This window comes from Mariniluteicoccus flavus (assembly GCF_054776655.1).
Window position 1 is genome coordinate 141,129 of record NZ_BAAHBN010000002.1, and the last position, 26,651, is coordinate 167,779.

Genomic DNA, 26,651 nt, shown 5'->3' on the forward strand with positions numbered 1-26,651 from the left:
CCCGGGCGCCGTCGGCGTTCCTGACGCGGGCGGGCCTGCTTGGATGGGCCCCATGGCCGCATTCCTCGACGCGCTCGCTGACCTGCTGTTCCCGTCAGGACGGAAGAAGGCGCCGCGTCGCCGGCGTCGCGACCGCCGCCTGCGCAACATCTTCGCGATCACGCGCCACATCCCCGACTCGATGACGCTCGACCCCGGGGCCCGCGGCATCGAGGACCTCTGGGCCGACACCGTCCCGCCCGACGGCTTCGGCCCGGGCCACTTCGAGAACCGGCTCGAGGGCTTCGTCGGGGCCCGCCGGTCCAGCAACGCCGAACCCACCCGCTTCGTGGCCTTCGAGCACGTCGACCCGGAGGGCTGGCGCCAGTGGTATCTGATGGTGCCCCTGCGCTCGCCCCTGCCGCCCCTCGACGTCGTGCGCGAGCCCCACAAAGCCGACCGCCGGGGCGATCACGACACCGGGGACGCCCACTTCGACCGGCTCTACCACGTCACGGGCTGGGACGACGACACCGACGAGTCCCGGGCCTACGTCTCGGCGATCCTCACGCCGGCGGTGGTCCGCCAAATGAAGGAGGTCGCCTTCGCGTGGCGCATCCGCGGTCGCTTCCTCGTGTCCACGCCCAAGGTCGGCGACGTGCCCAAGGCCGTCGCGTACGCCCAGAACCGCGGCACCCAGCTCGCCCTCATCGCCGACCGGATCCCTGACGAGGTCTTTGCGCGGTACGCCGCGTGGGTCCCGCCGGTCACCACCACCTCGGGGCCGCTCGCGAACCCCCACGACCTGCGCTGACCCGACGCCCGTCAGCCCGGCGTACGCGCGGGCCGGTGCTGCAGCGCGTACATCAAGAGCCCGCCCAGCAGCGCCCAGAACGCGGCGCCCACGCCGAACACCGAGAAGCCCGACGCGGCGATGACCATGGTCAGGGCCGCGGGCATGCGGTGCGCCCCGTCGCCGAGCGCGTTCGCCGTCGCGTTGGCCCACGTGGCGACCAACGCGAGCCCGGCGATGGCCGCGAACATGCCGGCCGGCGCGACCTGCGCGACCGCCACCACCAGTGCCGACGCCGGCACGAGCAGAAGGTAGGTCACGCCGCACGCGACGCCCGCGCGGCAGCGCCGCGCGGGGTCCGGACCGGCGTCCGGGCCGGCCGCCAGTGCCGCCGAGATGGCGGCGAGATTGATGCAGGGCCCGCCGAGGAACGCGTTCGCCACGCTCGCCCCGCCCGTGTACGCGAGCGCCGGCAGCCACGGCACCCGATAGCCGAACGACTTCATCACGGCACGCCGGGGATGTTCTGCGACGTCATGGTCACCAGGAACAGGGGTACGCCGATGGCCACGCACGCCGCGAGGTCGAAGTGCGGCGCCACGAGGCCGGGGGAGGGGAGGAGCGGCGGGTCGCCCGCGCGCCACAGCGAGCCGGTCGCGGCCATGACGCCCAGCCCGGCGACCAGCGCCGCGGGCACGGCCCACGTCGGGGCGACCCGCAGCAGAACCAGCCACACCACGACCACGGGGCCGATCGCGGCAGGGTTCTTGGCCAGGGACGCGAAGGGCGCCACGCACAGCGTCAGCAGCACCCCGGCCAGCATCGCGTTCGCCAGCGAGGTCGGGATCCGCTGGCCGGTGTCGCACTGCGAGCCACCACTGCCGCACACCGCGCCGTTATTGGTGTGGAACCCAGGCCGCAGGCCGCAGCCCGTCCGACCTTTCCGTACGTTGCTAACATTCAACCATGGTTGAATCCTCTGCGGTCGTGCCGCCGAAGCTCTCGGTGCAGCCCGACGTTCGCGTTCTCGGCGCCCGAGAACACAATCTGCAGGATGTCGACCTTACGGTGCCGCGCGATGCAACGGTCGTCTTCACCGGTGTGTCCGGATCGGGAAAGTCCTCGCTGGCGTTCGGGACGCTGTACGCCGAGTCGCAGCGACGCTATTTGGAATCGGTCGCACCGTACGCCCGCCGTCTGATCGATCAGGCGGGAGTGCCCGATGTCGACTCGATCACGGGGATGCCGACTGCGGTCGCCCTGCAGCAGCAGCGCGGTGCCGGGAATGCCCGATCGACCGTGGGCAGCATCACCACGTTGTCGAGCTTGGTGCGGATGCTGTACTCGAGGGCCGGGGACTACCCGGACGAGCAGCCGATGTTGTATGCGGAGGACTTCTCCGCGAACACGGTCGAAGGGGCCTGTTCGGAATGCCACGGCATCGGACGCGTGTACGCGGTGAACGAGCAGCAGATGGTCCCGGACCCCTCGCTCACCATCCGCGAACGTGCCATCGCTTCCTGGCCGACCGCGTGGCACGGCCATCAGCTGCGCGACGTGCTGGTTGCTCTCGGTTACGACGTCGATGTGCCGTGGGGGGACCTGCCGAAAGAAGACAGGGACTGGATCCTGTATACCGATGAGACCCCCTTCGTTCCGGTCCACTCTCGGCTCTCGCTCTCTGAGTCCAAAGCTGCGATCGAGGCAGGTGTGGAGCCGAGCTACTCGGGCACATTCGTCGGGGCTCGCCGGTACATTCTGGACACGTTCGCGAACACGAAGAGCGCCTCGATGAAGCGGCGCGTCGCGCAGTTCCTCACCGCTGCGATCTGCCCCGTCTGCGATGGCAAGCGGCTGAAGCCCGAGGCGCTGTCTGTCACGTTCGAAGGGTTCGACATCGCTGAACTCTCTCGACTGCCGATTCGGGAACTTGCCACGACCCTGTCGGGAGTCGTCGCACGCTTGGAGGACCACGAGGCCGCCTCTTCCGACGCTGCGTCTCTGCGTGCCGCGGGGGAAGGGCAGGGCGCTGCGGGCAAGGCTCCGCTTGCCCCTGCGCCCGATGTGCGACCCACCGCAAGCCGAGCGCCAGAGAAGCGTGCTGCTGCGGTCCAGCTCGCTTCAGGGGTGTTGCAGCGGCTTCGGCCACTGGTCGATCTGGGGCTGGGTTACTTGTCATTGAGCCGGACGACCCCGACACTGTCGGGCGGCGAGCTACAGAGACTCCGGCTCGCGACGCAACTCAGCTCTGATCTTTTCGGGGTCGTCTACGTCCTCGACGAACCATCGGCGGGGCTGCATCCGCAGGACGTGGCGGCGCTCCTCGAGATCCTGGATGGACTCAAGGGGCGAGGGAACAGCCTGTTCATCGTCGAACACTCCGTGGCTGTGATGCGGCACGCGGACTGGCTGGTTGACATCGGCCCCGGCGCCGGTGAACACGGCGGCCGCGTGCTCTATAGCGGCCCGCCCGACGGGCTCGCTGATATTGAGGAGTCCGTGACCCGCGGATACCTCTTCGGTGGCCGCGGTCTCCCTCTTCGCACACCCCGTGAGGCACGCAGTTGGCTGCGCCTGGAGAACGTGACGCGGAACAACCTGCACGACCTCACGGTCGATATCCCATTGGGTGTCTTCACCGCAGTTACGGGCGTGTCTGGGGCCGGCAAGTCGAGTCTGGTTAGCCAGGCGCTTCCATCGCTGCTTGGCGATCGCCTTGGCCGGGCTGTCCGGGCCGATGACGAGCCGGTCAGCGACGAGTCGTTCCTCTCGGATGCGCCGGAGCGTCTCGATGGGCGCGTCGCCGGGCCCGTCACCGGTGTACAGCGGCTGGTCGTCATCGACCAGCGGCCCATCGGCCGGACGCCGAGATCCAACGTCGCCACCTACACCGGGCTGTTCGACCATGTCCGTCGTCGATTTGCAGATTCCCCGGAAGCTCGTTCCCGCGGGTACAAGCCTGGCCGATTCTCCTTCAATGTCGCCGGCGGGCGCTGCCCGACCTGCGAGGGCGAGGGATCGGTGATGGTCGAGCTCCTCTTCCTGCCTTCCGTGTACACCGAATGTCCCGACTGCCACGGCACCCGATACAAGGCATCAACGCTCGAGATCACGTGGAGGGGGCACACGGTCGCGGACGTGTTGTCGATGAGCGTTGAGGAGGCGAACCTGTTCTTCGTGGGCGATGAGGAGATCACGCGATCGCTGGCAGCTTTGTCGGATGTCGGACTCGATTACCTCCGGCTGGGTCAACCGGCAACCGAGCTCTCCGGGGGTGAAGCGCAGCGTGTCAAGCTCGCGACCGAGTTGCAGCGGGCGCAGCGCGGAGACACGCTGTACGTCTTGGACGAGCCGACGTCAGGGCTACACTGCGCCGATACGGATCGTCTGGTCGCGCATCTGCAGACGCTGGTCGATGCAGGCAACACGGTTGTCGCCGCGGAGCTGGACATGCGCGTTATCGCGGTGGCCGATCACGTGATCGATCTTGGACCCGGCGCGGGCGACGCCGGCGGGACCTTGGTTGCAGCTGGTACGCCCGCCCATGTCGCGGATAAGGGCGTCGGTGCTTCCGCGGGCTATCTCGCCGCCGCACTGCAGGCAGCTACCAACGTGACCCCATCGTGACGAGCGTGCCGCTGTGCGATGTGAGAATCGGACCGCGGCACGCTCGACGAGGTCGTGGTCTCAGGCGGGGAGCTTAGAGGCCAGGACGTCCAACTTCTCGATCGTAGGCTCGTTGAACAGTTTGCCGGTCTGCTCGCCGAGAGCGGTCGCGACGGCGCCGGACAGGTGCGCGTCGCGGCCGGCGTCATCGGGGAACACGTCGAAGATCCCGAAGGAGGATGGGCCCAGACGGATCGCGAACCACGCGACGGTGGCCGGTTCCTCCTCGACGAGCCCTCGCCCGATACCGAGAAATTCCTGTACCTCGTCTTCCTTGCCGGGCAGTGCCTCCACCCTGACAAGCAGTCCCTTTGTCACGCTCATGACATCACCTCTTCCTGGGTCGAATTGCTCGCAAATTTCGCCACGATCGTATCGCAGAACGCAGGCAGGTCATCGGGCGAGCGGCTGGTGATCAGGTTCCCGTCCACCACGACGTCCTGGTCGACGACGTCCGCACCGGCGTTGCGCAGGTCCGTGCGGATGCTCGGGAAGGACGTCAAGGTGCGACCTCCGACCACGCCGGCCTCGATCAACGTCCACGGACCGTGACAGATCGCCGCAACGGGCTTGCCGCTTTCGACGAACTCGCGGACAAAGGAGACCGCGTCGGGGTCAACCCGGAGTTGGTCGGGGTTCACCGTACCCCCGGGGAGAAGCAGAGCGTCATAGTCGGTGACAGAGGCGTGCGCGACCAACCCATGAACGGTGATCGTGCCTGCTGCATCCAGATCGTTCTCACGCGCCTGAATCTCACCGTCATGGATTGACAGGACCTCGGTCTGTGCACCAGCCCGCTCCAGTGCCTCGCGGGGCTTTTCGAGCTCGACCCGCTCGACCCCGTCGGCGGCGAGAATGGCAACTCTCCTGCCCTGTAGCATCTCGGTCATATCAGCTCGCCTGCTTCTCGGTCGACATCCCGGGCTTGATGAGGACCTTGGTCCAACCCTTGGACCTGGCGTCGAAGTTCTTGTAGGCATCGGCGGCTTGGTCCAGCGAGATCTCGTGGGAGACGATCCACGAGGGGGTCGCCTTGCCGGCGGCGATCAGGTCCCGCAGCTGGCGGTTGTACCGCTTGACGGGGGCCTGACCGCTACCCATGGTCTGACCCTTGAACCAGTGCGTGCCGAAATCGATGGCCGCCTTTCCCTGCCTGGCGAGGTCATTTCTGGCTCCAGGGTCCTGGGGGACGAACACGCCGACGGTGCCGATTCCTCCTGTGAAGCGGACCGAGTTAATGAGCATGTTCAGCGTGGCGGCCGTGTCCTCGTTGCCTTGGGGATCGTGGGCCTGGTAGCCCACGCATTCGCAGCCACGGTCAGCTCCGAGCCCCATCGTCTCGTCGAGAACAGCTTGCACGGGGTCGACCTTGGAATCGTCGATGGCAATCGCGCCGATCTGCTCGGCCAACGCGAGCCGGTCAGGGTGGCGATCGACCACCATCACCTTTGCCGCGCCCTTGATCATCGCGGACAGAGCGGCCATCAATCCGACCGGACCCGCCCCCGCAATCACCACGCTGTCGCCGGGAATCACGCCGGCCATCTCTGTGGCGTGGTAGCCGGTGGGGAAGATGTCAGAGAGCATGACGTAGTCGTTCTCCCTCTCCTCCGCATCCTCGCCCAGGCGCAGCGCGTTGTGGTCACCGAAAGGCACACGGAGCAATTCCGCTTGGCCACCGCCATAGGGACCCATGTCGGCGAACCCATAGGCCGCACCGGCAAATGATGGTTCGGGCTGGGTGGTGAGACAGTAGTTGGTCAGGCCGCGTTCGCAGTTCTTACAGAATCCGCACGAGATGTTGAACGGGAGCACAACCCGGTCTCCGACCCTGACCTTCTCCACGCCACTACCGACCTCGATGACCTCCCCCATGTTCTCGTGACCGAACGTCCGGCCTACCTCGAAGGACGTCCGCCCCTCGTACATGTGGAGGTCCGAGCCGCAGATGTTCGTCGTTGTTACCCTGACCAGGACATCGGTGGGTCGCTCGATCCTCGCGTCCGGGACGTCCTTCGTGCTGACCTGACGGGGTCCCTCGTACACTACTGCTTTCATGTCTACTCCAATCAAATGGTGTTGCTCGAGAGCCTGCTGGCCTCGATAGCCTGCTGGTAGGGCCTTGACAACGCCAGCCCTTCGCGAGACATTGAACGCCCGCCGAAACCACTCTATCGCGAGTGCACCGTAAACGATCGTTTGTGGGCGGAGAGGGTTAAATCGGTTGACCCGAAAACGCCGCAGTGCCGTTAGCGTGTGACCAGGCCCAGACCCCGCCTGCTCGTCACGGACCACTCGTGTCCATTGACGTCTGATGCTGCGGCGGCCTGTCGACCTGAACCCGGTAGGCCGTCGTATCCAGACAGACGCGGACCCTCTGCGACGATGCCCCCATGACCGATCGAGCCGCCGGCCTTCCGCGTGAAGTCTCGGTGCCTCGCGAGTACTTGACCCTGCCTCCTCGGTTCACGTTGCCTGCGCACGGGGCCGTCGCGTACTCGATTTGGCTCGACCGGCAACGGCGTGGTCAGGCGCAGAGCGCCGGGATCGGCGCGCTGGGGGTGACGGGTAAGGAGTGGGCCGACCTGGCTCGTCCCATCGCCCGGCGGCTCGGCCGCCGCGTCACTGTCACTGTGCACCCGGACTCGCCCGCGGCGATGCTGCGTGACTGGCCGGCGACGGAGCGTGAGCGGCTGTTGCAGCTCGCTCTCGACGCGGCGGCCGAGGGTCCGGAGCCGAAGCCGGTGGCGATGGTTCGTCGAGCCGTGGAGCGGCTGAACCCGAACGTTCCCGTCACGGCTCGGGAGGCGATCATCGAGACTGCCGATCGGCTTTTCGTGGAGCACGGGATCAACGCGGTAGGTGTGAACCTGATCGTGGAGACTGTGCCGACGAGCCGAGCCACGTTCTACAAGCGGTTCGGGTCGTCGGCAGACCTGACGGCGACCGTCCTCGAGCGCCGGCATCAGCTCGCCGTCGACCAGCTCGCGAAGATGGATGCACGTGAGCTCGGCGCCGTCGAGGCGCTGGCGGAGGCGGTGCGGAGCCTGTCGAACCCGCCCGGAGCGGACTTGCTGCTGCACGCGGCGCAGCTGTTCCGCGAGGACGATCACCCGGCGCGGATCGTGGCGCTGGCACATCGTGACTGGCGTGCTGGGGTGCTGCGCCGGCTCTTCGAGGCGGCGGGCTCGCGCAGCCCTGTCACGAGCGCGGCCGAGCTGGCGGCTGCGATCGACGGGGCGAGCGTCATGCGCCAGGCTGGCGACGGCGACCGGGCCGACCGGGCCCTGTCGAGGTCGCTCGAGGCGCTGCTGTAGCTGTCCCTGTCGGTGGCTCGACCTACCATGCGCCTGTGGGCGTGCAGGGATCAGGCGAGGCGGTGCTCCATGCTGAGTTCGGTTGTGACCTCGAAACCGGCGGCGCGTAGCGCGGTCACGGTGCGGTTGATCTTCCAGCCGTGGGGGAGGTGGTCGCGGCTGTTCGGGATGAACCATGCCGCGATGCTGTGGCCCCAGCGCCACCCGGAGGCCTTGAGGACGGCGGCGGTGCCGTCGCCCTTGGTGGTGCCGTCGATGAGGGTTCCGGCTTCGTGGGTGTGGGTGATGGTGAGCATGAGGGGTCCTGTCGCTGTGGGTCGGTCGGGGGCGGTGGTGGCGGTCACTCGCTGAGTGCCGCGTAGCGGGCGGACGTCTCGCTGCGGTCGTGCAGCGGGTAGGCGGCCGGGGTGATGTTGAGGGCGCGGGCGGTGGGGGAGTCGATGACGACCCACGCCCCGGAGGCCATGAAGCCCACCCGGTCGGGAGGGCAGCCGGTGGCGGGCTCGAAATGGTGCATGGTGACGCCGCGCAGGGCGGTCACCTGGGGGCGGGTGACCAGGCGCACGGCGGGCCGGGCGTCGGTCGGGGCCTGGCGGCCGTCGGGGTGCAGCACGGTCACGGTTCGGGTGCTGGCGCTGATCCCGTCGGCGGGACTGTGGAACTCGCCGAACATGAGCGAGGAAATCGTGCCGGTCGTCGTGGTCATGGGGTCTTGTCTCCTGTCGGGGGTTCTGCTTGGCTGGGTTCAGCGGGTCGAAGTCGGTGGCGTCCTGGGCCGTGGTGTCGTCCGCGACGGTGCCTCGGATGGCGTCGGCCTGAGCGGCGCGGCGGGCGGCTTCTGCCTTGCCGCCGTCGACGACGATCTGCTCGACCTCGGACAGGCCGTAGCCCCATGCGGCCAGGTGCGCTCGCTCCGAGGCGTCGGGACGATCGCCCGCGGACCTGCCACCATGGGGCCGTGAGAACGCGGCGCTTCATGGGACGCGGTTGGACCGGCTTCACGCCGCCGCCCGGCTACACGCACGCCCCGGGCGGCGACGCCTTCGCCGCGTTGGACGACGTCCGCGGCGAACTGCGGCGACGGGTGCAGGCGGTCGCGTACGAGCACGTCCTGGCCACCACCCGCGGCGACCGGCAGGTCCTCGGTGCGCGTGCCCTCGACCGGGCCGGGCGCTGCGTGGCGTGGGTCCTCGTCGTCGAGCTCGACGGGTCGTTGCCCCACCTCCACCTCTCGCCCCAGCGCTTCCGGGTCGAGGACGATGTCGCGTTGGGCGACCAGACCTTCGACCTCATGTATCGCGTCGACGCCACCGACCACGGCGATCCCCGGTCCGCGTTCGCCCGGGAATGGCTGGGGGGATTCGTGGGTGGTGTACGCGACCTCCTCGTGACGCATCGCCCGCTCGACCTCGCGGTGTGCGACCGCCACCTCCTCCACGTCCGCACCGGTGCCACGTCGCCCGCCGAGGCCCTCGACGCGTTCGACGACGAGGCCCTGTTCCTGGTCGAGTTGGCCGACCGGCTCGGAGCGGAGGTGTACGCGCGGTTCGGTCGCGTGGGTACGCCGGCGGGGCAGACACCCGACATCGCGGTGGATGACGCCGCGACGCCGGACCCCGCCGCCCCTGCTCGCGGGGGCCGTGCGGACTCCAGCGCCTGGCCCCTGCTGCCCGGAGCCGCGGCCGCACCGCCATCCCCGCCCATGGACCCGGCATCTCCCTGGCCGCTCCTGCCACGGGGCCCGATCGGCGGCCCCGACGACCCCGAGCCGTCGGTTTGACCCGGCTGGCGACCGCCGCGTAGTCTTGTCCCTCGGTGCTCAGCGGTCCCGGCCCTTGTCGGCCGATCGCGGCACCTCACCGAGGCCGGGTCGTCTGTTTGATGGCGCGAGGTCTGAGTCCAGACGACGTAGAAGAGAGTAGGTCAGGCGTGTACGCGATCGTGCGCAGTGGCGGCCGCCAGCACAAGGTTGCCGTGGGCGACGTTGTCGAGATCGACAAGGTCAACGACGAGGTCGGTGCCAGCGTGAAGCTGCAGCCGCTCCTCCTGGTGGACGGCGAGTCCATCACCTCCGAGGCTGGCAAGCTGGAGAAGGCGACGGTCACGGCCGAGGTTCTCGCCGAGACCAAGGGTCCCAAGATCCGCATCATGAAATACAAGAACAAGACCGGCTACCGGAAGCGCCAGGGACATCGCCAGCGCTACACGCAGGTCAAGGTCACCGGAATCAAGGCCTGAGGGGGCTGACAGATGGCACACAAGAAGGGCGCGTCCTCGACGCGAAACGGTCGTGACTCCAATGCGCAGCGCCTCGGCGTGAAGCGCTTCGGCGGTCAGCTCGTCAACGCCGGTGAGATCATCGTGCGTCAGCGTGGCACCCACTTCCACCCGGGCGAGGGCGTCGGTCGCGGTGGCGACGACACCCTGTTCGCGCTGCGTGAGGGCCACGTCGAGTTCGGCACGCGTCGCGGTCGCCGCGTCGTGAACATCCAGCCGGTCGAAGCCAAGGTCGCCGCTGCGGCGGAGTGATCCATTCTTCCCAGCAGGGGACGGTCCTTCGGGGCCGTCCCCTGCTGCATTTCCACGTCCTAGACTGAACCTCCGAACCGAGCAGAGAAGAGCACCATGGCCATTCCTTCCTTCGTCGACCGCGTGACCCTGGAGGTCGCGGGCGGCAACGGCGGCCACGGCTGCGTGTCGGTCCACCGCGAGAAGTTCAAGCCGCTGGGCGGGCCCGACGGCGGCAACGGCGGTGACGGCGGCTCGGTGATCCTCCGGGTGGACGCCGACCTGACGACGCTGGTCGAATATCACCGGCAGCACAAGCGCAAGGCCACCAACGGCCAGCCCGGCAAGGGCGACCACCAGTTCGGCTCCAAGGGCGACGACATCGTCCTGGGCGTGCCGGACGGCACGGTCGTGACCGACGCCGACACCGGCGAGCTGCTCGCCGACCTGACGGGTGCGGGATCCGAGCTCGTCGTTGCGGCCGGCGGCAAGGGCGGCCTCGGCAACGCGGCCCTCGCGACCTCTGCCCGCAAGGCCCCGGGCTTCGCCCTGCTGGGCGAGGACGGCGAGGCCCGCAACATCCAGCTCGAGCTCAAGGTCGTCGCCGACGTTGGCCTCGTGGGGTTCCCGAGCGCCGGCAAGTCCAGTCTCGTGGCCGCCATCAGCCGGGCGCGCCCGAAGATCGCCGACTATCCGTTCACCACGCTGATCCCGAACCTCGGCGTCGTGGTCGCCGGTGACACCACCTTCACCGTCGCCGACGTGCCCGGCCTGATCGAGGGCGCGTCGGTCGGCAAGGGCCTCGGCTTCGACTTCCTGCGCCACATCGAGCGCTGCGCCGCGCTGGTGCACGTGATCGACACCGCGACCTACGAGCCCGGCCGCGACCCCGCGTCCGACCTCGACGTGATCGAGGGCGAGCTCGCCGCCCACGGCGGCCTCGAGGACCGGCCCCGGCTGGTCGCCCTCAACAAGGTCGACATCCCCGACGGCCACGACCTCGCCGAGATCGTGCGCGGCGAGATCGAGGCCCGCGGCTATCGGGTCTTCGAGATCTCGACCAAGTCGGGGGAGGGGCTGCAGGCCCTGACCTTCGCCATGGCCGCGATCGTCGAGGAGCGCCGCGCGACGCTGCCCGAGCCGGTCCCGAACCGCATCGTCATCAGGCCCGAGGGCGTACGCGGCGGCAAGGTGGCCGAGTTCACCGTCAAGCAGATCGGCGACGGCGAGGGTGGCCTGATGTGGCGCGTACGCGGCGCCAAGCCCGAGCGGTGGGTGCGCCAGACCGACTTCGGCAACCCCGAGGCCGTGGGCTACCTGGCCGATCGCCTCAACCGCCTCGGCATCGAGGACAAGCTCCTCCAGGAGGGCGCCCGCACCGGCGACGCCGTCGCCATCGGCGGCGACAACGCCGTCGTGTTCGACTTCAACCCGCAGCTCGAGACCGGCGCCGAGATGCTCGGCCGCCGCGGCGAGGACCAGCGGTTCGACGAGGAGCGCCCGGCGGCGATCCGGCGTCGCGAGCGCGATGCGACCTACCAGGCCGAGAAGGACGAGAACGCCGTGGAGACCCAGGGCATGCGCCGCGGGTACGCACGCGGCACGACCACCGACGTGTCGGACTCCTACGCGTCCGGTCCGTGGGAGTACGAGGTCGGTGACGACGCCACCCGCGACGATGGGTGACGTGACCCGCACCGCCATCGCCCACGCGCCCCGCGTCGTCGTCAAGGTCGGCTCCTCGTCCCTGACGACGCCCGCGGGGGCGATCGACCCCGCGCGCCTGGGCGCGCTCGTCGACGCGCTCGCGGCCGTGCGCTCCGAGGGTCGTGAGGTGGTGCTCGTCTCGTCCGGCGCCATCGCCGCCGGCCTGCAGCCGCTCGGCCTCGCACGGCGGCCGCGCGACCTCGCGACCCAGCAGGCCGCGGCGTCGGTCGGCCAGGGCCTGCTGGTCGCCGACTACACGCGCCGCTTCCAGACCCACGGGTACGCGGTGGGCCAGGTCCTGCTGACCGTCGACGACGTGACGCGCCAGGGCCACTACCGCAACGCCCACCGCACCTTCGCCCGGCTGCTCGAGCTCGGTGTCACCCCCATCGTCAACGAGAACGACACCGTGGCGACCGACGAGATCCGCTTCGGCGACAACGACCGGCTGGCGGCGCTCGTCGCCCACCTCGTCCACGCCGACGCGCTGGTCCTGCTCAGCGACGTGGACGCGCTCTACACCGACCACCCTGCGCGTCCGGGCGCCCGGCGCATCACCGACGTCCGCTCCGCCGCCGACCTCGCCGCGACCGACACCTCGCGCGTGGGCTCCGGGGTCGGCACCGGGGGCATGGCCACCAAGGTCGAGGCCGCACAGATCGCCACCCAGGCGGGCATTCCGGCGATCGTCACCTCGGCCGACCGCGCCGCCGACGCCCTGCGCGGTGACGACGTCGGCACCCTGTTCCACCCCACCGGCAAGCGCCGCCCGACCCGGCTGCTGTGGCTCGCCCACGCCACCCACGCGGCCGGCGCGCTCGTCCTCGACGCCGGCGCGGTCCGCGCGGTCGCCGAGCGCAAGGCCTCTCTGCTGCCCGTCGGCGTCACGGCCGTCCGCGGCGACTTCGCCGCGGGGGAGCCGGTCGACCTCGTCGCGCCCGACGGGGTGGTGATCGCGCGGGGGCTGGTGGCGTACGACGCCGCCGACCTCGACCGCATCAGGGGCCGCTCGAGCGAGGCGATCCTCGCGGAGTTCGGGCCGGAGTTCGAGCGCGAGGCGGTGCACCGCGACGTGCTGACGGTGCTGCGCTGACTCCTCGTCTCGCTGCGCTCGCTCGGAGAACGTGAGGGCGTTCCGCCTGACCACATCGCGAGAAGATCCGTCCCAGACCTTGGCCTCGCTGGAAATGTAACGGAGATTGTGATGTTCGTGATCGTTCGAGGTCCCACAGGCCTGTACTAGAGTCGCCGCCACCCGATCACCCGGGAAACAACGAGTTCTGAGGCAGGCAACGTGCAGAATCACATCCTTCGCCGCGGCATCGCGACCCTCGCGGCCGTGGCCCTCGCCGGGACCATGGCGTCCTGCGCCGAGTCCAAGCGCGACGCCGGCACCGGCGGCGACGCCAAGTCCGGCGCCAACGACACCTTCATCTTCGCGGGCTCGTCCGACCCGGTCATGCTGGACCCGGCGTTCGCCTCCGATGGCGAGTCGTTCCGCATCTCGCGCCAGCTCTTCGAGGGTCTCGTCTCGGCCCAGCCCGGCACCACGACCGTCGAGCCGCTGCTCGCCACGAAGTGGGAGTCGGCGACCGACGGCAAGTCCCACAGCTTCACGCTGAAGCAGGGCGTCAAGTTCCACGACGGCACCGACTTCAACGCCGAGGCCGTCTGCGCCAACTTCGAGCGCTGGGCGAACTGGAAGGGCCTGAACCAGAACGAGAACATCTCCTACTACTACGGCAAGCTGTTCCAGGGCTTCAAGACCCCGGAGGCCGGCGGCACGCCCGGCATCTACGAGGGCTGCGAGGCCAAGTCGGCCGAGCAGGTCACGATCAAGCTGAACAAGCCCTTCGCCGCGTTCATCGACGCGATGACCCTGCCGGCGTTCGCGATGCAGTCGCCGAAGGCGATGAAGGAGTTCAACGCCGACGACGTCCAGGGCGACGCGAAGGACCCGCGCTTCTCGGCGTACGCGACCCAGCACCCGACCGGCACCGGCCCGTTCAAGTTCGCGAAGTGGGACCGCGGCCAGCAGGTCGTCCTCGACCGCAACGACGCCTACCACGGCCAGAAGGCCAAGATCTCGAAGGCGATCGTCCGCATCATCTCCGACCCCAAGGCCCGCACGCAGGAGCTCGTCGCCGGCAACATCGACGCCTACGACCTGGTCGCCCCGTCCGACATCCAGGCGCTGAAGGATAAGGGCCTGCAGGTCAAGGCGCGCCCGCCGTTCACGATCTTCTACCTCGCCTTCAACCAGGCCACGCCTGCCCTGAAGGACAAGAAGGTACGCGAGGCCCTGAGCTACGCGATCGACAAGGAGGCGCTGGTCAAGCAGAGCCTGCCGGAGGGCACGAAGCCCGCGATCGAGTTCATGCCCGACAACGTGGTGGGCTACAACGCCGGGGTCACGAAATACGACTACAACCCGGAGAAGGCGAAGCAGCTCCTGAAGGAGGCCGGGCAGGAGAACCTCACCCTGAAGTTCGCCTACCCGACCGGCGTCTCGCGTCCCTACATGCCGACGCCCGAGAACTCCTTCGTGACCATCAAGGGCCAGCTCGAGAAGGTCGGCGTGAAGGTCGAGCCGGTCACGGCCAAGTGGAGCCCTGACTACCTCGACATGACCCGCAAGGCCGACGGCGTCACCAAGCGCGACATCCACTTCCTCGGCTGGACCGGCGACTACAACGACCCCGACAACTTCGTCGGCGTGTTCTTCGGCAAGAAGGGCCTCGAGTGGGGCTTCGACAACCCGGAGCTGTTCAAGGCGCTGCAGGACGCGCGTCAGCTGTCGACCAAGGCCGAGCAGGAAGAGGCCTACAAGAAGGTCAACGCCCAGATCGCCGACTTCATCCCGGGCGTGCCGCTGGCCCACCCCGCGCCGTCGCTGGCGTTCGGCAAGGGCGTCGAGGGCTACACCCCGAGCCCCGTCCAGGACGAGGTCTGGAACACCGTCACCGTCAAGCGCTGAGAATCCAAGCCACGTTGAAGATCACCGCTTGAACAACACCGTGCCGTGGACGGGGCCGCAGGGCTCCCGTCCACGGCACGCACGTGAGGACATCCCATGTTGAGATTCGTGGTGCGTCGGCTCCTGCTGATGGTGCCGGTGCTGGTGGGGCTGAGCGTCCTGCTGTTCGCCTGGTTGCGTGCCCTGCCGGGAGATCCGGCGTCGGCGCTGCTCGGCGACAAGGCCACCCCCGAGGCCGTCGCGCGCATCAACGCCCAGTACGGCTTCGACCAGCCCCTGCTCGTGCAGTACGTGAAATACGTCTCCCAGCTGATCCAGGGCGACTTCGGCAACTCACCGCGCACCGGCGAGCCGGTGGTCGGCACATTCCTCCACCGATTCCCTGCCACCGTTGAGCTGGCGACCGCAGCGTTGCTCTTCGCGCTCGTCGTCGGCATCCCGCTCGGCTATTTCGCCGCGAAGCGTGCGGGCGGCTTCCTCGACACCCTCGCCGTCACGAACTCGCTCATCGGCGTCGTGATCCCGGTGTTCGTGCTGGCCTACCTGCTGAAGGTCGTCTTCGCGATCGGCCTGCCCGGGCTGGAGTTCCTCGCCGTCCTGCCGACGTCGGGTCGCCAGAACGTACGCCTGGACGCCACCCACATCACGAACTTCTATGTCCTGGATGGCTTCCTCACCAGGGAATTCGACGCCGCGTGGGATGCGATCGTCCACCTGATCCTGCCCGGCATCGCGCTGGGCTCGATCCCGCTGGCCGCTGTCACTCGCATGACCCGCGCCTCGGTGCTCGACGTGCTGGGCGAGGACTACGTCCGCACAGCCACGGCCAAGGGCCTCGCCCAGAGCCTGATCAATCGCCGCCACGTGCTGAAGAACGCCATGTTGCCGATCATCACCACCATCGGTCTCCAGACCGGCCACCTGCTATCAGGTGCGGTGCTCACCGAGGGCGTGTTCGCCTTCAACGGCATCGGCTCCTACCTGTTCGAGGCGATCTCCAGCCTCGACTACGCCGTGCTGCAGGGGTTCATCCTGTTCATCGCGATCATCTACGCCCTCGTCAACCTGCTGGTTGACCTGCTCTACGGGGTGTTCGACCCGAGGATGCGTGCGTCATGACCGAACGTTCTCCGAGCGAGCGAAGCGAGTCGAGGAGCATCGACATCCAGTCCCGCCGTCCCCAGGCCCTCATCGACGCCATGGGCCCGCAGGCCGACTCCCAGGAGACCGGCACGAGCCTGTGGGCCGGCGCCTTCCAGCGCCTGCGCCGCAACCCGTCGGCGATCATCGGCGCGATCATCGTCGCGGTGTTCATCCTCGTCGCGCTGCTCGCCCCGGTGCTGGCGCCCTTCAAGCCGTCCAGCACCGAGTGGGCCAACGAGATCACTCCGACGACGCTCCCGCCCTTCTCCGCGGAACACCCGCTGGGGTTGGACTCCTTCGGCTCCGACCTCGTCACCCAGCTCATCTACGGCGCGCGCCAGTCGCTCATCATCGGTGTGGTCTCGACGCTGCTCGGCCTGCTGGGCGGCGCGATCGTCGGCGGCCTCGCCGGCGCGTTCGGCGGCTGGGTCGACACCCTCGTCATGCGCTTCGTCGACATCTTGCTGTCGATCCCGGCGCTCCTGCTGGCGGTGTCGGTGGCGGCGATCATGGGCCGCCGGCCCGAGGCGCTGATGGTGGCCATCGCGGCCGCCCAGATCCCGGTGTTCGCGCGCCTGCTCCGCGCGTCGATGCTGAAGCAGCGTGGCCAGGACTATGTGCTGGCCTCGACCTCGCTCGGTCTCAAGCACCGCACGATCGTGATGAGTCACATCCTGCCGAACTCACTCGGCCCGGTCATCGTGCAGGCCACCCTGATGTTGGCCACGGCCATCATCGAGGTCGCCGCCCTGTCCTACCTCGGCCTGGGCGCTCCCGACCCGACCGTCGCCGAGTGGGGCCGCATGCTCGTCAAGGGCCAGGAGCGCCTCGAGTCGGCGCCCCACCTGACCCTGCTGCCGGGCGTCTGCATCGCCATCACCGCGCTGGGGTTCACCCTGCTCGGCGAGGCCATGCGCGAGGCCCTCGACCCCAAGTCCCGCAAGTGACGGGCCAGGAGAACTCCATGTCCCACAGCGCAGAACCGCAGAACCCCCAGCCCGAGACGCCCGATGAGCGCCTCGCCGCGCCGAAGCGCGACACCTCCCACGGGGCCCAGACGACCTCCGGCACCAAATCCCACGCCAAGGCCGGCGGCGAGCGCGCCGAGGTCCTGCTCGACGTGAAGGACCTGTCGGTGTCGTTCGGCCGACGCAACCAGACGCCGTTCCAGGCCGTCGACGGCGTCTCGTTCGACGTCCGCCCCGGCGAGGTCGTCGGCATCGTGGGGGAGTCCGGTTCTGGCAAGTCGGTGTCGTCGATGGCGATCATGGGCCTGCTGCCGCGCCGCGGCGTCCAGGTGTCGGGTGAGGCGCTCTATCGCGGCAAGAACCTGCTGACGCTGTCGTCGCGCGAGCTGACCCGCCTCCGCGGCAAGGAACTCGCGATGGTGTTCCAGGACCCGATGAGCTCGCTGAACCCGGTGTGCACCGTGGGCCAGCAGATCACCGAGGTCCTGCACGCCCACCAGAAGATCTCGGCGAAGGACGCGAAGGCGGAGGCCATCGAGCTGCTCGACCGCTGCGGCATCCCCGACCCGGCGCGGCGGTTCACCGAATATCCCCACCAGCTGTCCGGCGGCATGCGCCAGCGCGCCCTCATCGCGGTTTCCCTTGCGTGCAAGCCGAAACTGCTGATCTGCGACGAGCCGACGACCGCGCTCGACGTGACCATCCAGGCCCAGGTGCTCGAGCTGCTCGCCGAGCTCGTGCGTGACATGGGCACCGCGATGATCATGATCACCCACGACCTCGGCGTCGTGGCCGGTCTGTGCGACCACGTCAACGTGATGTACGCGGGCCGCATCGTCGAATACGCCCCCCGCCGGGAGCTGTTCGCCCATCCGCGCCACCGCTACACCGAGGGGCTGCTGAACTCGATTCCCCGTCTGGACGGCGATCGCGGGGCCCCGCTGACCCCGATCCCCGGCACGCCGCGCGACACGATCTCGTGGTCGAAGGCCTGCGCGTTCGCACCCCGCTGCATGCACGCGCAGGACGACTGCGTGACCCCCGACATCGAGCTGGCCGAGATGGCGTTCGAGCACCGGGCGCGCTGCGTCCACCCGGCCGACGCCCCGATCCGTGAGGAGGTGGCCCGATGACCCCGGCCCACGCCGCTGAGCCCCAGGGCACCCACACCCAGATCACCGAGGCCGCCGACGGCCCCGCGCTCCTCGTCGTCGACGACCTCAAGGTCCACTACCCGATCAAGCAGGGGTTGTTCTTCGACCGCACCGTCGGCCACGTGAAGGCCGTCGACGGCGTCGACCTCCACATCCCCCGCGGCCGCACCTACGGCCTGGTGGGGGAGTCCGGCTGCGGCAAGTCGACCCTCGGCCGCGCCCTGCTGCGCCTCGAGGACACCGCGGGCGGCACCATCACGTTCGACGGCACCGACATCACCGCGCTCAAGGGCGAGACCCTGCGTACGCTGCGCCGCCGCATGCAGATGGTGTTCCAGGACCCGATGAGCTCGCTGGACCCGCGCCAGTCGATCCAGTCGTTGCTGGTCGAGCCGCTGAAGGTCCACGGGCTGTCCGACGCCGACAAGGCGGAGTTCGGGGCGAACTCCGACAAGGCCTACCTGGCCAAGGCGGTCCGCATGCTCGAGCTCGTCGGCATGCCGCGCTCGGCGCTGGAGAAATATCCCCACGAGTTCTCGGGCGGCCAGCGCCAGCGCATCGGCATCGCCCGCGCGGTCATCCTGAACCCCGACCTCGTGATCGCCGACGAGCCGGTCTCGGCGCTCGACGTGTCGGTGCAGGCTCAGGTGTTGAACCTGCTCGAGCGGCTGCAGGAGATGTTCGGGCTGACCTATGTGGTGATCGCCCACGACCTCGCCGTCGTGCGCCACATCTCCGACACCATCGGCGTGATGTATCTCGGCAAGCTCGTCGAGGAGTCTTCCTCCGACGACCTGTACGCCGAGCCGCTCCACCCCTACACGATCGCGCTGATGTCGGCGATCCCCGTGCCGGACCCCGAGGTGGAGGACACCCGCGAGCGCATCCTGCTCACCGGCGACCTTCCCTCGCCGGCCAACCCGCCGTCGGGCTGCCGCTTCCACACGCGCTGCCCGTGGCGCCAGGAGTCGAAGTGCGACTCCGAGGTGCCTGAGCTGCGCGAGGTGAAGCCGGGCCGCCGCGTGGCATGCCACTACGCCGAGGACATCCTGGCGGGCAAGGTGACGCCGAAGTCCGACCAGGTCGCCGAGCCACTGGAGCATCGCGGCTGACCCTCGGCCCGCCTCGGACCCACCCTCGGCTCCGCCTCGGACCCACCCTCGGCTCCGCCTCGGACCCGCCCTCGGCTCCGCCTCGGACGCAACTTGTGCACACCGCTGCACAAGTTGCGTTTCGCTCGCGGCGTGTCGACCCAACACACGCACACGCGACAGCGGTACGCGGGGCTCCGCGCCACGATGGCTACGCAGGATCCGGCGTCTGGGCCGAAGCGGCCACGCGTGCGCCCGATTCGACCGCCCGGTCACCCCACTCGTACGCTGGTCCCCGGGGCGCCCGCCCCCTCGTCGAAGGATTCTCCGTGCTCGTTGTGGTGCTTTCCTGGGCGGCGGCGACGCTGTCCATCCTCGCCAACCTTCCCCAGCTCCTGCGGCTCGTGCGCGTACGCACCGCCGCCGGCCTCTCGCTGGTCTCCTGGCAGGCCATCGCGGCGTGCGGCCTCGGCTGGACGCTTCACGGCGGGGTCCTGAAGAACGCCACCATCGTCGTCCCCAACTTCGTGCTGATGCTGTCGGCCGCCACCATTGTCGGCCTGATCGCCCGGCATCGCAGCGTGGGCCTCGTCCGCGCGTACGCCCCGGTCGCCGCGGTCGGCGCGCTCATGTTCGCCATCGGCCAGGCCTGGGGACCCGTCGCGTTCGCCGTCGCCGCCTTCCTGCCGGGCCTCATCGGCCTCATCGCCCAGGCCGTCGACCTCGTCCGGTCGACCCACGTCACCGGCGTCTCGCTCAGCGCGCTGCTGTTCCAGGTGCTCACCCAGGCCACGTGGTTCGCCTGGGCTCTCGCCACCCACGAGCCGTCGGTCACGATCGTCGCCACGGTCATCGGCCTCGCGTACGTGGTGAACGTCGTCCTCTACCTCATCCGCGCCGCCGCCGGCGCCGCGCGCGAGACCCCGTCGGTCGCCGCGGCCTGAGCGCCAGCGGCAACGACGGGGTGCCCCACCTTCAGACGGCCGACGCGACCGTCCGCGCCCGCCGCCCTTCGCGTGACGTGCGCGTCATGCCCGCCGCCACGAGGGGAATCCCGACCACCGGCGCCAGAGCCGCCGTGACCACGAGCCCCGCCACCAACGGCCAGCTCAGCGTGGGCACCACCGCTTGGGCGAACCCCAGGGTCACCCCGGCCACCGCCGGCAGCACCGTCACCACTCCCAGCCCGATCGCCGCCGCCGCGACGATCGCGGCCTCGACCGCCCCGGTACGCAGGATCTGCGCCCGCGACGTGCCGATCACCCGCAGCAGCGTGAACTCGTCGCGTCGCCCCAGTGTCGTCATCGCCAACGCGTTCAGCGCCCCGACCGCGACGAAGGCCAGCAGGATCAGCAGCACCCCCAGCGAGACCGTCTGGGACTGTCCCTCCGCCCGGACCGCCGCGGCGATGTGGGCATCCCGGTCGGTGAGGTCCAGCCCGAGACCGCGTACGCCTGCCTCCACCTCGGCCGCACGGCCGGGCTCGGCGTCCACCAGAACCGTTCCTGCGGAACCGCCTGGCGCCAGCGCCGCCGCCGAGCCCTCGCCGACGGCGAACGCACCGAAGCCGAGGCCCCGGTCATAGACCGCGACGACGGTCGCGGTCACCGTGCCGCCGGCCGCGCGCACGTCGACGGTCGATCCGAGCGCCAGCGTGTGTTCGATGCGGGCGTCGCGGCTGATCGCGATGGTGCCGGGGCGCGCGAGCTCGGCCAGCGAGCCCTCGGTGACCCCGAGGTCCAGCAGCCCGGGGGAGATGTCCGACGGGACCGCGAGCACCGGCACCGGCTCCCACTCCAGGGCCAGGTCGCCCGGGAGGGGATCCTCCTCGTCGTGGTCCGACCGCACCTCCGCGGGGATGGTGCTGGTCGGCGCCACCTCGCGTACGCCGGGCAGCGCGCGCAGGCGGGCGACGTCCTCGGGCCGAACGCCGGTCCCGTCGCCCACGATCAGGTCGGGCGTGAAGCCCGTCCTGAGCTGCGCGGTCGCCGCAGATCCCAGCGTGGCCCCGACGAGGTTCTGCACCGTGCCGAGCGTCACCACCAGGGCCAGCGGCACGACGACCGCCGTGAGGCGGCGCGAGAATCCGCGCGTGTTGGCCAGGGCGAGCTGTACGCCGGCACCCCCGCGGGTCCGGTCCGACCCGTGGGCCGCCAGCGCGAAGGCCCGGTCGACCAGGAGCGGTCCGGCGAGCCCCGCCGCGGTGATCAACAGCAGGGCCGAGGCCCCGGCGGTCGCTCCGCCGAGCGCGCCCGGCAGCACCCACGGCGAGAACGCCGATACGAGCCCCGCCACGGCGCAGACGCAGGCGCCCACGATGCGGCCGCGCGACAGGGCCGGCGACTCGATGGCCGCCTGCCGCAGGGCGTCGGTCGGGGCGATCGCCAGGTGGCGACGCGCGCCGAGCACCGCCGCGATGAGGGCTGCCGGGACGACCACCGCCACCGCCACGAGGATCGGCCACGGCGAGGCCGTGATGGCGAACCCCGCCGGGATCACCCCGGCAGCCACCAGCAGCGGCTGGGCAGCCACGGCGGCGAACGCCCCGGGCACGGCACCCACGGGTGCAGCGATGCAGCCGACGACAACGAGCTCCTGGGTGAGCATCAGCCGCAGCTGGCCCGGGGTGGCGCCGATCGCCCGCAGCAGGGCGAATCCGCGGCGACGCTGCTGGACCACCAGCGCCATGGTGGACGCGAGGACGATCATGACGATGCCGAGGGCGACCCCGGCGACCGATCCGGCGAGCGTGGTCAGCTGGTCGCCGGCGCCGGGGCCGAAGCCTCCGGGAGCGCGGCCCGCGCGCAGGCCTGATTCCATCAGTACGCCGACCCCCGACAGCAGGGCGGACGCCAGGGCGATCATGAGGAACGTCCCGGCGAAGGGCACCCGGTTGGCCCGGACGGTGGACGTTGCGAGGCGCCACATGTCAGTGCCCGCCGATCTCGGTCAGGTGGGCTGCGACCTCGGCCGCGGACGGCTCGATGAGGTGGCCGACGAAGCGGCCGTCGGCGAGGAACAGAACCCGGTCGGCCGCCGCGGCGACGACCGGTCGTGGGTGACCAGCACGATCGTCTGCAGGCTCGACTCCACGGCGCTGCGCAGCAGTCGAATGATCTGCGCGCCCGTGCGGCTGTCGAGCGCGCCGGTCGGCTCGTCGGCGAACAGCACCTCCGGCGTCGTCATGAGGGCGCGGGCGAGAGCCACGCGCTGGGCCTGGCCGCCCGACAGCTCACCGGGCGTACGCCGCTCCATGCCGCCGAGGCCGACGGCCTCCAGCAGCTCGGTCTGGCGCGCGTGGTCGGCCGGTCGGCCCGCCAGCAGCAGCGGGAGCCCGACGTTCTGGGCGACTGTGAGCTGGGGGACGAGGTTGTAGGCCTGGAAGACGAACCCCAGGCGGTCGCGGCGGAACTTCGTCAGGAAGTCGGCCGAGCGCCCGCTCAGCTCGGTGTCGCCGACGTGGATGGTCCCGCTCGTCGGGGTGCCGAGCCCCGCCGCGCAGTTGAGGAACGTGGACTTGCCCGAGCCCGACGGCCCCATCACAGCGGTGAACGATCCGCGCGAGAGCGTGAGGTCGATGCCGCGCAGGGCGATCACGGCGTCGGGACCCTGGGCGTACGCCTTGCGCACGTCGACGAGCTGCAGGGCGGGTGGGTGGTCGGGACCGGGCGATCCCGGCCGACCGGTGGGCAGCGGTGGCGCGAAGGGCGCCGAGGGGGTGGGTGACACGAAGGACTCCTGACATCGTGTGAGCGATCTGCTCACCAACGACGCTAGGTTTCGCGGACCCCCGGCCGCGACGGGCGAAGGGACGAACCCGCGTACTTCCATCGAAGGATGGAGACGGCACTGGTTGGGCACCTCGCCCTCTCCAGAGCCGTCTCCCGAACTCGACGACCGGACCTGGGTCATCGGCGTTCCACGAGGGGATGGGGGATCGCACGATACGCGGTGATCGAGGCGAGTCCCAACCACCCCCAGATGGCCAGGACGGCGAGCCAGATGAGGCCGACCCCGAACGGGAAGGCCGAGAGGGCGCCGCCCAGCAGGAAGGCCAGGATGATGACGAGGCCCGCAGCCAGCGAAAGCGGCCCTCCGTGCGGTCGGCGACGGTCGAGCCAAGGGCGGGCGATGATGGCCGCAGCCCCCATGCCGAGGAATCCCACGACGCCGAACACGAGGTGCAGGATGCCTGACGTGGTGAGCGCCCCACCCCCCGCGCCGGGCGGGGCGACGGCTGCCATCACGCGCGGCCGCTGCATGCGCCCAACACCCAGGTCGGGGTCCGCACCAACTTTCTCCTTGATTCGTGGAACACCTCACCTCCCGCCGGAATCAGGTTGGTGTCCGAAGCAGTCCGACCATCCCGAGAGGCCCCCAGAATGACTGCCAAGACCCTGAAGACCACCGCCGCCGCCTTCGCCGCCACCGCACCGCCCGGGCCGGCATGTTCGAGGGCGGCACGCCCGAGATGACCTACCCGTACGGCGACGGCGCCGCCCACAACGGCCAGCACAACGCCGAGCGCAACCTCCGCGACGGGGAGTGCGCGACCGGGAAGGTCGCCTTCGTGAAGGCCGACGAGAACGTCCCGACCAAGCAGGTCGTCTACCGCAACGGCTTCGACGAGACGTTCGTCTGGAACCTGGACAACTGACCGTCAATTCGCCAGCGAAGATGAACGGTTGACCAATGATCACCGTCGAGGCCCACGCCATCGGGGGAGGTGTGGGCCTCGATCGGCTACTCTCGCGTAGCACCCAGCCCCCGACCCGATGCCGCGAGATGACCCTGACCGAAGCACCGTCCGACCGCGACCTGTGGCGTCGGCTCCTCGAGGCCGACGAGGACGCGTTCTCCGAGATCTTCCACCGCCACAGCGGTGCGGTCTACAACCACGCGTTCCGGCGGCTCGCCGACTGGGACCAGGCCCAGGACGTCACCCAGAAGGTGTTCGCCTAGCTCTGGCAGCGCTGCCTCGGAGGCCGCGTCGATCGCCTCAAGAACGACTCGGCCCGCGGCATCCTGCTGGTGATGACGCGCAACGCCTGCAGCAACGAGGTGCGCTCCACGATGCGCGGGCTCAACCTCGTCGACAAGGTCGGTCCCGCGACCCAGACCTCGACCGACGACACCGACCAGTGGGTGGAGTCGGAGGCGACGATGCAGGCGATCCACCAGTCGCTGGACCTGCTGCCGCAGGGCCAGCGCGACGTGATCGAGATGGTGTGCTGGGCCGACCTGGGCGTCGGCGAGACGGCCTCGGCCCTGCGCATCTCGCAGGGCACCGTACGCTCCCGCCTCTCGCGGGCCCGGCGTACGCTGGCCGACTCCCCGGCGGCAGAGCTGCTGGCCGGCAACGACGAAGGAGGGGTCTCATGAAGCTCCCCGAGGAACGACCGCTGCCCAACCCGCAGCTGATGCTCCAGACCGTGCTCGACACCCCGGCCGATCCCGTACGCCGCCGCGCGCCGGCGCTCGTCCCGGTCGCCGCGGCGCTGGCCGGTGCGGTCATCGGCGGCGGCGTCGTCTTCGGCGTCGTCGGCCAGGACGATGCCCAGCCCGGCGGCCCGGTCGCGACGCCCGCCCCGGTCACGACGTCGCCCGCGCCGCCGCGTTCCGGGGGCTCCACCCTCGCCCCCGGCACCACCGCGTCGTTCGAGCACTTCACCGTGACCCTGTCGAACTTCCGCCAGGAGGGCGACGACTTCACCTACCAGCTCAAGGTCTGCGTCGTGAAGATCCCGCAGGTCCCCGGCACCGAGGACGGCCGCGTACGCATGGGCCTGGAGTCCTGGAGCGCCCGCACCACGGGGTGGCGTACGCCGGTCTCCCAGACCGTACGCGTGGGCCCGACCACGTTCCCGGTGGACACCAAGTTCGGGGTGGGGCAGTGCGGCGAGGGCCTGGTGGCGGCGAAGGTGGTCGACACGACCTCGAAGGTCACCGAGCTCGAATACGAGAACTCGCTGGACGAGAAGGCGGTCTGGAAGGTGGCCTGACGCCGCGCGTCGAGCCCTATCCTGTGCCCATGAACGAGCTCCCCGCGGACACCCGCGCCGACCGGGACGCCCTCGCAGGCGATCTGGCCCAGCAGGGCGCCCGCGCCCGCGAGGCCGCGCGTACGCTGGCCACCGCCGGTAGCGCCGCCAAGGATCGCGCCCTCCACGCCATGGCCGACGCGCTCCTCGCGGCGCGCACCGACGTGCTTTCCGCGAATGACGCGGACGTCGAGGCGGCCCGGTCCACCGGCACGCCGGAGTCGCTGGTGGATCGCCTTCGCCTCACCGACGCGCGCCTGGACGGCATGGCCGCCGGCCTGCGCCAGCTCGCCGGGCTGCCCGACCCCGTCGGCGACGTCGTGCGCGGGTGGACCAACCCGAACGGCGTCGAGGTCCGCCAGGTCCGCGTGCCGTTCGGCGTCGTCGCGATCATCTATGAGGCGCGCCCCAACGTCACCGCCGACGCCGGCGGCATCGCGCTGAAGTCCGGCAATGCCGTGCTCCTGCGGGGATCCAGCTCGGCCGCGCGGTCGAACGCCGCGGTGGTCGCGGCCCTGCGTACGGGCCTGGAGGAGGCCGGCCTGCCGCCGACTGCATCCAGCTCGTCACCGGCGGACGCGAGGTCACCGCCGCTCTGATGTCCGCGCGCGGCGTCGTCGACGTGCTGATCCCGCGCGGGGGAGCGGGCCTGATCAACGCCGTCGTCGAGGGCGCGAAGGTGCCCGTGATCGAGACCGGCACCGGCAACTGCCACCTGTTCGTCGACGCGTCCGCCGACCAGGACATGGCGCTCGAGATCCTGCTCAACGCGAAGGTCCAGCGACCCAGCGTCTGCAACGCCGTCGAGACCCTGCTGGTGCACGCCGACATCGCCGAATCCTTTGTGGGCAAGGCGGTCGAGGCCCTGCGTACGCACGGGGTCACCGTCCACGCCGAACCGCGGTTCGCGGCGTACGCGGCCGATGTCGTGCCCGCGCAGGAGGGCGACTTCGACGAAGAGTGGCTCTCGCTCGACCTGTCAGCCGCGGTCGTCGACTCGATCGACGCGGCCCTCGACCACGTGCGCCGCTGTTCGTCGGGCCACTCCGAGACGATCGTCACGCGCGACCAGGGGAGCGTACGCCGGTGGACCGCGGAGGTGGACGCCGCCGCGGTGCTCGTGAACGCGTCGAGCCGCTTCGTCGACGGCGAGGAGTTCGGGTTCGGGGCCGAGATCGGCATCTCGACCCAGAAGCTCCACGCGCGCGGGCCGATGGGGCTGCCCGAGATGACGTCGACGAAATATGTGGTGACCGGCGACGGGCAGGTACGCGGGTGAGCGCGCAGGCGCGGCGGGGACGGTAGGC

General features: G+C 70.0%; 27 protein-coding genes and 2 pseudogenes. 20 read left to right on the forward strand and 9 right to left on the reverse strand.

Annotated features, from left to right (window positions below; translation table 11 throughout):
* Positions 1 to 52: 52 nt before the first annotated feature.
* The gene (locus tag ACYVAG_RS04615) at positions 53 to 793 is read left to right on the forward strand and encodes a hypothetical protein (RefSeq protein ID WP_460767184.1); all 741 of its coding nucleotides are present in this window, start codon (positions 53 to 55) and stop codon (positions 791 to 793) included.
* 11 nt (positions 794 to 804) lie between these two features.
* Here the strand turns inward: ACYVAG_RS04615 and ACYVAG_RS04620 are convergent.
* A pseudogene (locus ACYVAG_RS04620) lies at positions 805 to 1,595 on the reverse strand (benzoate/H(+) symporter BenE family transporter).
* 143 nt (positions 1,596 to 1,738) lie between these two features.
* Between ACYVAG_RS04620 and ACYVAG_RS04625 the strand changes: the two are divergent.
* Positions 1,739 to 4,399, forward strand: coding sequence for an excinuclease ABC subunit UvrA (locus tag ACYVAG_RS04625; protein ID WP_460767187.1), 2,661 nt, complete (start codon positions 1,739 to 1,741; stop codon positions 4,397 to 4,399).
* 60 nt (positions 4,400 to 4,459) lie between these two features.
* On the opposite strand, the gene ACYVAG_RS04630 is transcribed toward ACYVAG_RS04625, so the two are convergent.
* From ACYVAG_RS04630 to ACYVAG_RS04640, 3 genes are read right to left on the reverse strand one after another with little or no spacing between them, the layout of a single operon-like run.
* Complete coding sequence (locus ACYVAG_RS04630; protein ID WP_460767189.1) at positions 4,460 to 4,762, reverse strand: putative quinol monooxygenase; 303 nt, start codon at positions 4,760 to 4,762, stop codon at positions 4,460 to 4,462.
* Positions 4,759 to 5,328 (reverse strand): type 1 glutamine amidotransferase domain-containing protein, encoded by a 570-nt coding sequence (locus tag ACYVAG_RS04635; protein ID WP_460767192.1) that lies wholly within the window; start codon positions 5,326 to 5,328, stop codon positions 4,759 to 4,761. Before ACYVAG_RS04635 ends, ACYVAG_RS04630 begins: the two co-directional genes overlap by 4 nt.
* Before the next feature lies 1 nt (position 5,329).
* Positions 5,330 to 6,496: a glutathione-independent formaldehyde dehydrogenase gene (locus tag ACYVAG_RS04640; protein WP_460767195.1), complete on the reverse strand. Its 1,167-nt coding sequence runs from the start codon at positions 6,494 to 6,496 to the stop codon at positions 5,330 to 5,332.
* A 335-nt stretch (positions 6,497 to 6,831) separates the two neighbouring features.
* Between ACYVAG_RS04640 and ACYVAG_RS04645 the strand changes: the two genes are divergently transcribed.
* Positions 6,832 to 7,755, forward strand: coding sequence for a TetR/AcrR family transcriptional regulator (locus ACYVAG_RS04645; protein ID WP_460767198.1), 924 nt, complete (start codon positions 6,832 to 6,834; stop codon positions 7,753 to 7,755).
* Between the two features lie 50 nt (positions 7,756 to 7,805).
* On the opposite strand, the gene ACYVAG_RS04650 is transcribed toward ACYVAG_RS04645, so the two are convergent.
* Both ACYVAG_RS04650 and ACYVAG_RS04655 read right to left on the reverse strand, forming a co-directional pair.
* On the reverse strand, positions 7,806 to 8,051 hold the full coding sequence (locus ACYVAG_RS04650) for a hypothetical protein (RefSeq protein WP_460767201.1): 246 nt from the start codon (positions 8,049 to 8,051) through the stop codon (positions 7,806 to 7,808).
* A gap of 44 nt (positions 8,052 to 8,095) precedes the next feature.
* Positions 8,096 to 8,374 carry a hypothetical protein gene (locus ACYVAG_RS04655; RefSeq protein ID WP_460767204.1) on the reverse strand — a complete coding sequence of 93 codons (279 nt, stop codon included), beginning with the start codon at positions 8,372 to 8,374 and terminating at the stop codon, positions 8,096 to 8,098.
* 7 nt (positions 8,375 to 8,381) lie between these two features.
* Here ACYVAG_RS04655 and ACYVAG_RS04660 point away from each other — a divergent pair, with 7 nt between their 5' ends.
* The 12 genes from ACYVAG_RS04660 (at position 8,382) to ACYVAG_RS04715 (ending at position 20,247) form a co-directional block, all read left to right on the forward strand.
* Positions 8,382 to 8,717: a hypothetical protein gene (locus tag ACYVAG_RS04660; protein WP_460767206.1), complete on the forward strand. Its 336-nt coding sequence runs from the start codon at positions 8,382 to 8,384 to the stop codon at positions 8,715 to 8,717.
* Positions 8,714 to 9,535 carry a hypothetical protein gene (locus tag ACYVAG_RS04665; protein WP_460767209.1) on the forward strand — a complete coding sequence of 274 codons (822 nt, stop codon included), beginning with the start codon at positions 8,714 to 8,716 and terminating at the stop codon, positions 9,533 to 9,535. The genes ACYVAG_RS04660 and ACYVAG_RS04665 overlap by 4 nt, the downstream gene beginning before the upstream one ends.
* A 149-nt stretch (positions 9,536 to 9,684) precedes the next feature.
* Positions 9,685 to 9,993, forward strand: a complete 309-nt coding sequence (gene rplU, locus ACYVAG_RS04670; RefSeq protein WP_460767212.1) for a 50S ribosomal protein L21 — start codon at positions 9,685 to 9,687, stop codon at positions 9,991 to 9,993.
* A 12-nt stretch (positions 9,994 to 10,005) separates the two neighbouring features.
* A complete protein-coding gene (gene rpmA, locus ACYVAG_RS04675) occupies positions 10,006 to 10,284 on the forward strand; it encodes a 50S ribosomal protein L27 (RefSeq protein ID WP_460767214.1) in 279 nt (92 codons plus the stop codon).
* Positions 10,285 to 10,380: 96 nt separating this feature from the next.
* Positions 10,381 to 11,949, forward strand: a complete 1,569-nt coding sequence (gene obgE / locus ACYVAG_RS04680; protein WP_460767217.1) for a GTPase ObgE — start codon at positions 10,381 to 10,383, stop codon at positions 11,947 to 11,949.
* Positions 11,942 to 13,063, forward strand: a complete 1,122-nt coding sequence (proB, locus tag ACYVAG_RS04685; protein ID WP_460768030.1) for a glutamate 5-kinase — start codon at positions 11,942 to 11,944, stop codon at positions 13,061 to 13,063. Before obgE ends, proB begins: the two co-directional genes overlap by 8 nt.
* A gap of 201 nt (positions 13,064 to 13,264) precedes the next feature.
* Positions 13,265 to 14,947 carry an ABC transporter substrate-binding protein gene (locus tag ACYVAG_RS04690; RefSeq protein ID WP_460767219.1) on the forward strand — a complete coding sequence of 561 codons (1,683 nt, stop codon included), beginning with the start codon at positions 13,265 to 13,267 and terminating at the stop codon, positions 14,945 to 14,947.
* Positions 14,948 to 15,043: 96 nt separating this feature from the next.
* Complete coding sequence (locus ACYVAG_RS04695) at positions 15,044 to 16,066, forward strand: ABC transporter permease (RefSeq protein ID WP_460767222.1); 1,023 nt, start codon at positions 15,044 to 15,046, stop codon at positions 16,064 to 16,066.
* Complete coding sequence (locus tag ACYVAG_RS04700; RefSeq protein WP_460767224.1) at positions 16,063 to 17,037, forward strand: ABC transporter permease; 975 nt, start codon at positions 16,063 to 16,065, stop codon at positions 17,035 to 17,037. The genes ACYVAG_RS04695 and ACYVAG_RS04700 overlap by 4 nt, the downstream gene beginning before the upstream one ends.
* 17 nt (positions 17,038 to 17,054) lie before the next feature.
* Positions 17,055 to 18,191 carry an ABC transporter ATP-binding protein gene (locus ACYVAG_RS04705; RefSeq protein WP_460767227.1) on the forward strand — a complete coding sequence of 379 codons (1,137 nt, stop codon included), beginning with the start codon at positions 17,055 to 17,057 and terminating at the stop codon, positions 18,189 to 18,191.
* Positions 18,188 to 19,324, forward strand: coding sequence for an ABC transporter ATP-binding protein (locus ACYVAG_RS04710; RefSeq protein WP_460767229.1), 1,137 nt, complete (start codon positions 18,188 to 18,190; stop codon positions 19,322 to 19,324). Before ACYVAG_RS04705 ends, ACYVAG_RS04710 begins: the two co-directional genes overlap by 4 nt.
* Before the next feature lie 308 nt (positions 19,325 to 19,632).
* The gene (locus tag ACYVAG_RS04715) at positions 19,633 to 20,247 is read left to right on the forward strand and encodes a hypothetical protein (protein WP_460767232.1); all 615 of its coding nucleotides are present in this window, start codon (positions 19,633 to 19,635) and stop codon (positions 20,245 to 20,247) included.
* Positions 20,248 to 20,278: 31 nt separating this feature from the next.
* Here ACYVAG_RS04715 and ACYVAG_RS04720 read toward each other — a convergent pair whose 3' ends face one another.
* The 3 genes from ACYVAG_RS04720 to ACYVAG_RS04730 all read right to left on the reverse strand — a co-directional run bounded on the left by ACYVAG_RS04720 (position 20,279) and on the right by ACYVAG_RS04730 (position 23,565).
* A complete protein-coding gene (locus tag ACYVAG_RS04720) occupies positions 20,279 to 22,231 on the reverse strand; it encodes an FtsX-like permease family protein (RefSeq protein ID WP_460767235.1) in 1,953 nt (650 codons plus the stop codon).
* Positions 22,232 to 22,252: 21 nt separating this feature from the next.
* A complete protein-coding gene (locus tag ACYVAG_RS04725; protein WP_460767238.1) occupies positions 22,253 to 23,032 on the reverse strand; it encodes an ABC transporter ATP-binding protein in 780 nt (259 codons plus the stop codon).
* A gap of 179 nt (positions 23,033 to 23,211) precedes the next feature.
* Positions 23,212 to 23,565 carry a hypothetical protein gene (locus tag ACYVAG_RS04730; protein WP_460767241.1) on the reverse strand — a complete coding sequence of 118 codons (354 nt, stop codon included), beginning with the start codon at positions 23,563 to 23,565 and terminating at the stop codon, positions 23,212 to 23,214.
* A 185-nt stretch (positions 23,566 to 23,750) separates the two neighbouring features.
* Between ACYVAG_RS04730 and ACYVAG_RS04735 the strand changes: the two genes are divergently transcribed.
* From ACYVAG_RS04735 to ACYVAG_RS04755, 5 genes and pseudogenes are all read left to right on the forward strand, one after another.
* Positions 23,751 to 23,960: a hypothetical protein gene (locus tag ACYVAG_RS04735; protein ID WP_460767244.1), complete on the forward strand. Its 210-nt coding sequence runs from the start codon at positions 23,751 to 23,753 to the stop codon at positions 23,958 to 23,960.
* Between the two features lie 128 nt (positions 23,961 to 24,088).
* On the forward strand, positions 24,089 to 24,265 hold the full coding sequence (locus ACYVAG_RS04740; RefSeq protein ID WP_460767246.1) for an RNA polymerase sigma factor: 177 nt from the start codon (positions 24,089 to 24,091) through the stop codon (positions 24,263 to 24,265).
* A 60-nt stretch (positions 24,266 to 24,325) separates the two neighbouring features.
* Positions 24,326 to 24,685 (forward strand): RNA polymerase sigma factor, encoded by a 360-nt coding sequence (locus tag ACYVAG_RS04745; RefSeq protein ID WP_460768032.1) that lies wholly within the window; start codon positions 24,326 to 24,328, stop codon positions 24,683 to 24,685.
* Positions 24,682 to 25,305 carry a hypothetical protein gene (locus tag ACYVAG_RS04750; RefSeq protein ID WP_460767249.1) on the forward strand — a complete coding sequence of 208 codons (624 nt, stop codon included), beginning with the start codon at positions 24,682 to 24,684 and terminating at the stop codon, positions 25,303 to 25,305. Before ACYVAG_RS04745 ends, ACYVAG_RS04750 begins: the two co-directional genes overlap by 4 nt.
* Before the next feature lie 29 nt (positions 25,306 to 25,334).
* Positions 25,335 to 26,623 (forward strand): annotated as a pseudogene (locus ACYVAG_RS04755) (glutamate-5-semialdehyde dehydrogenase).
* Positions 26,624 to 26,651 lie beyond the last annotated feature (28 nt).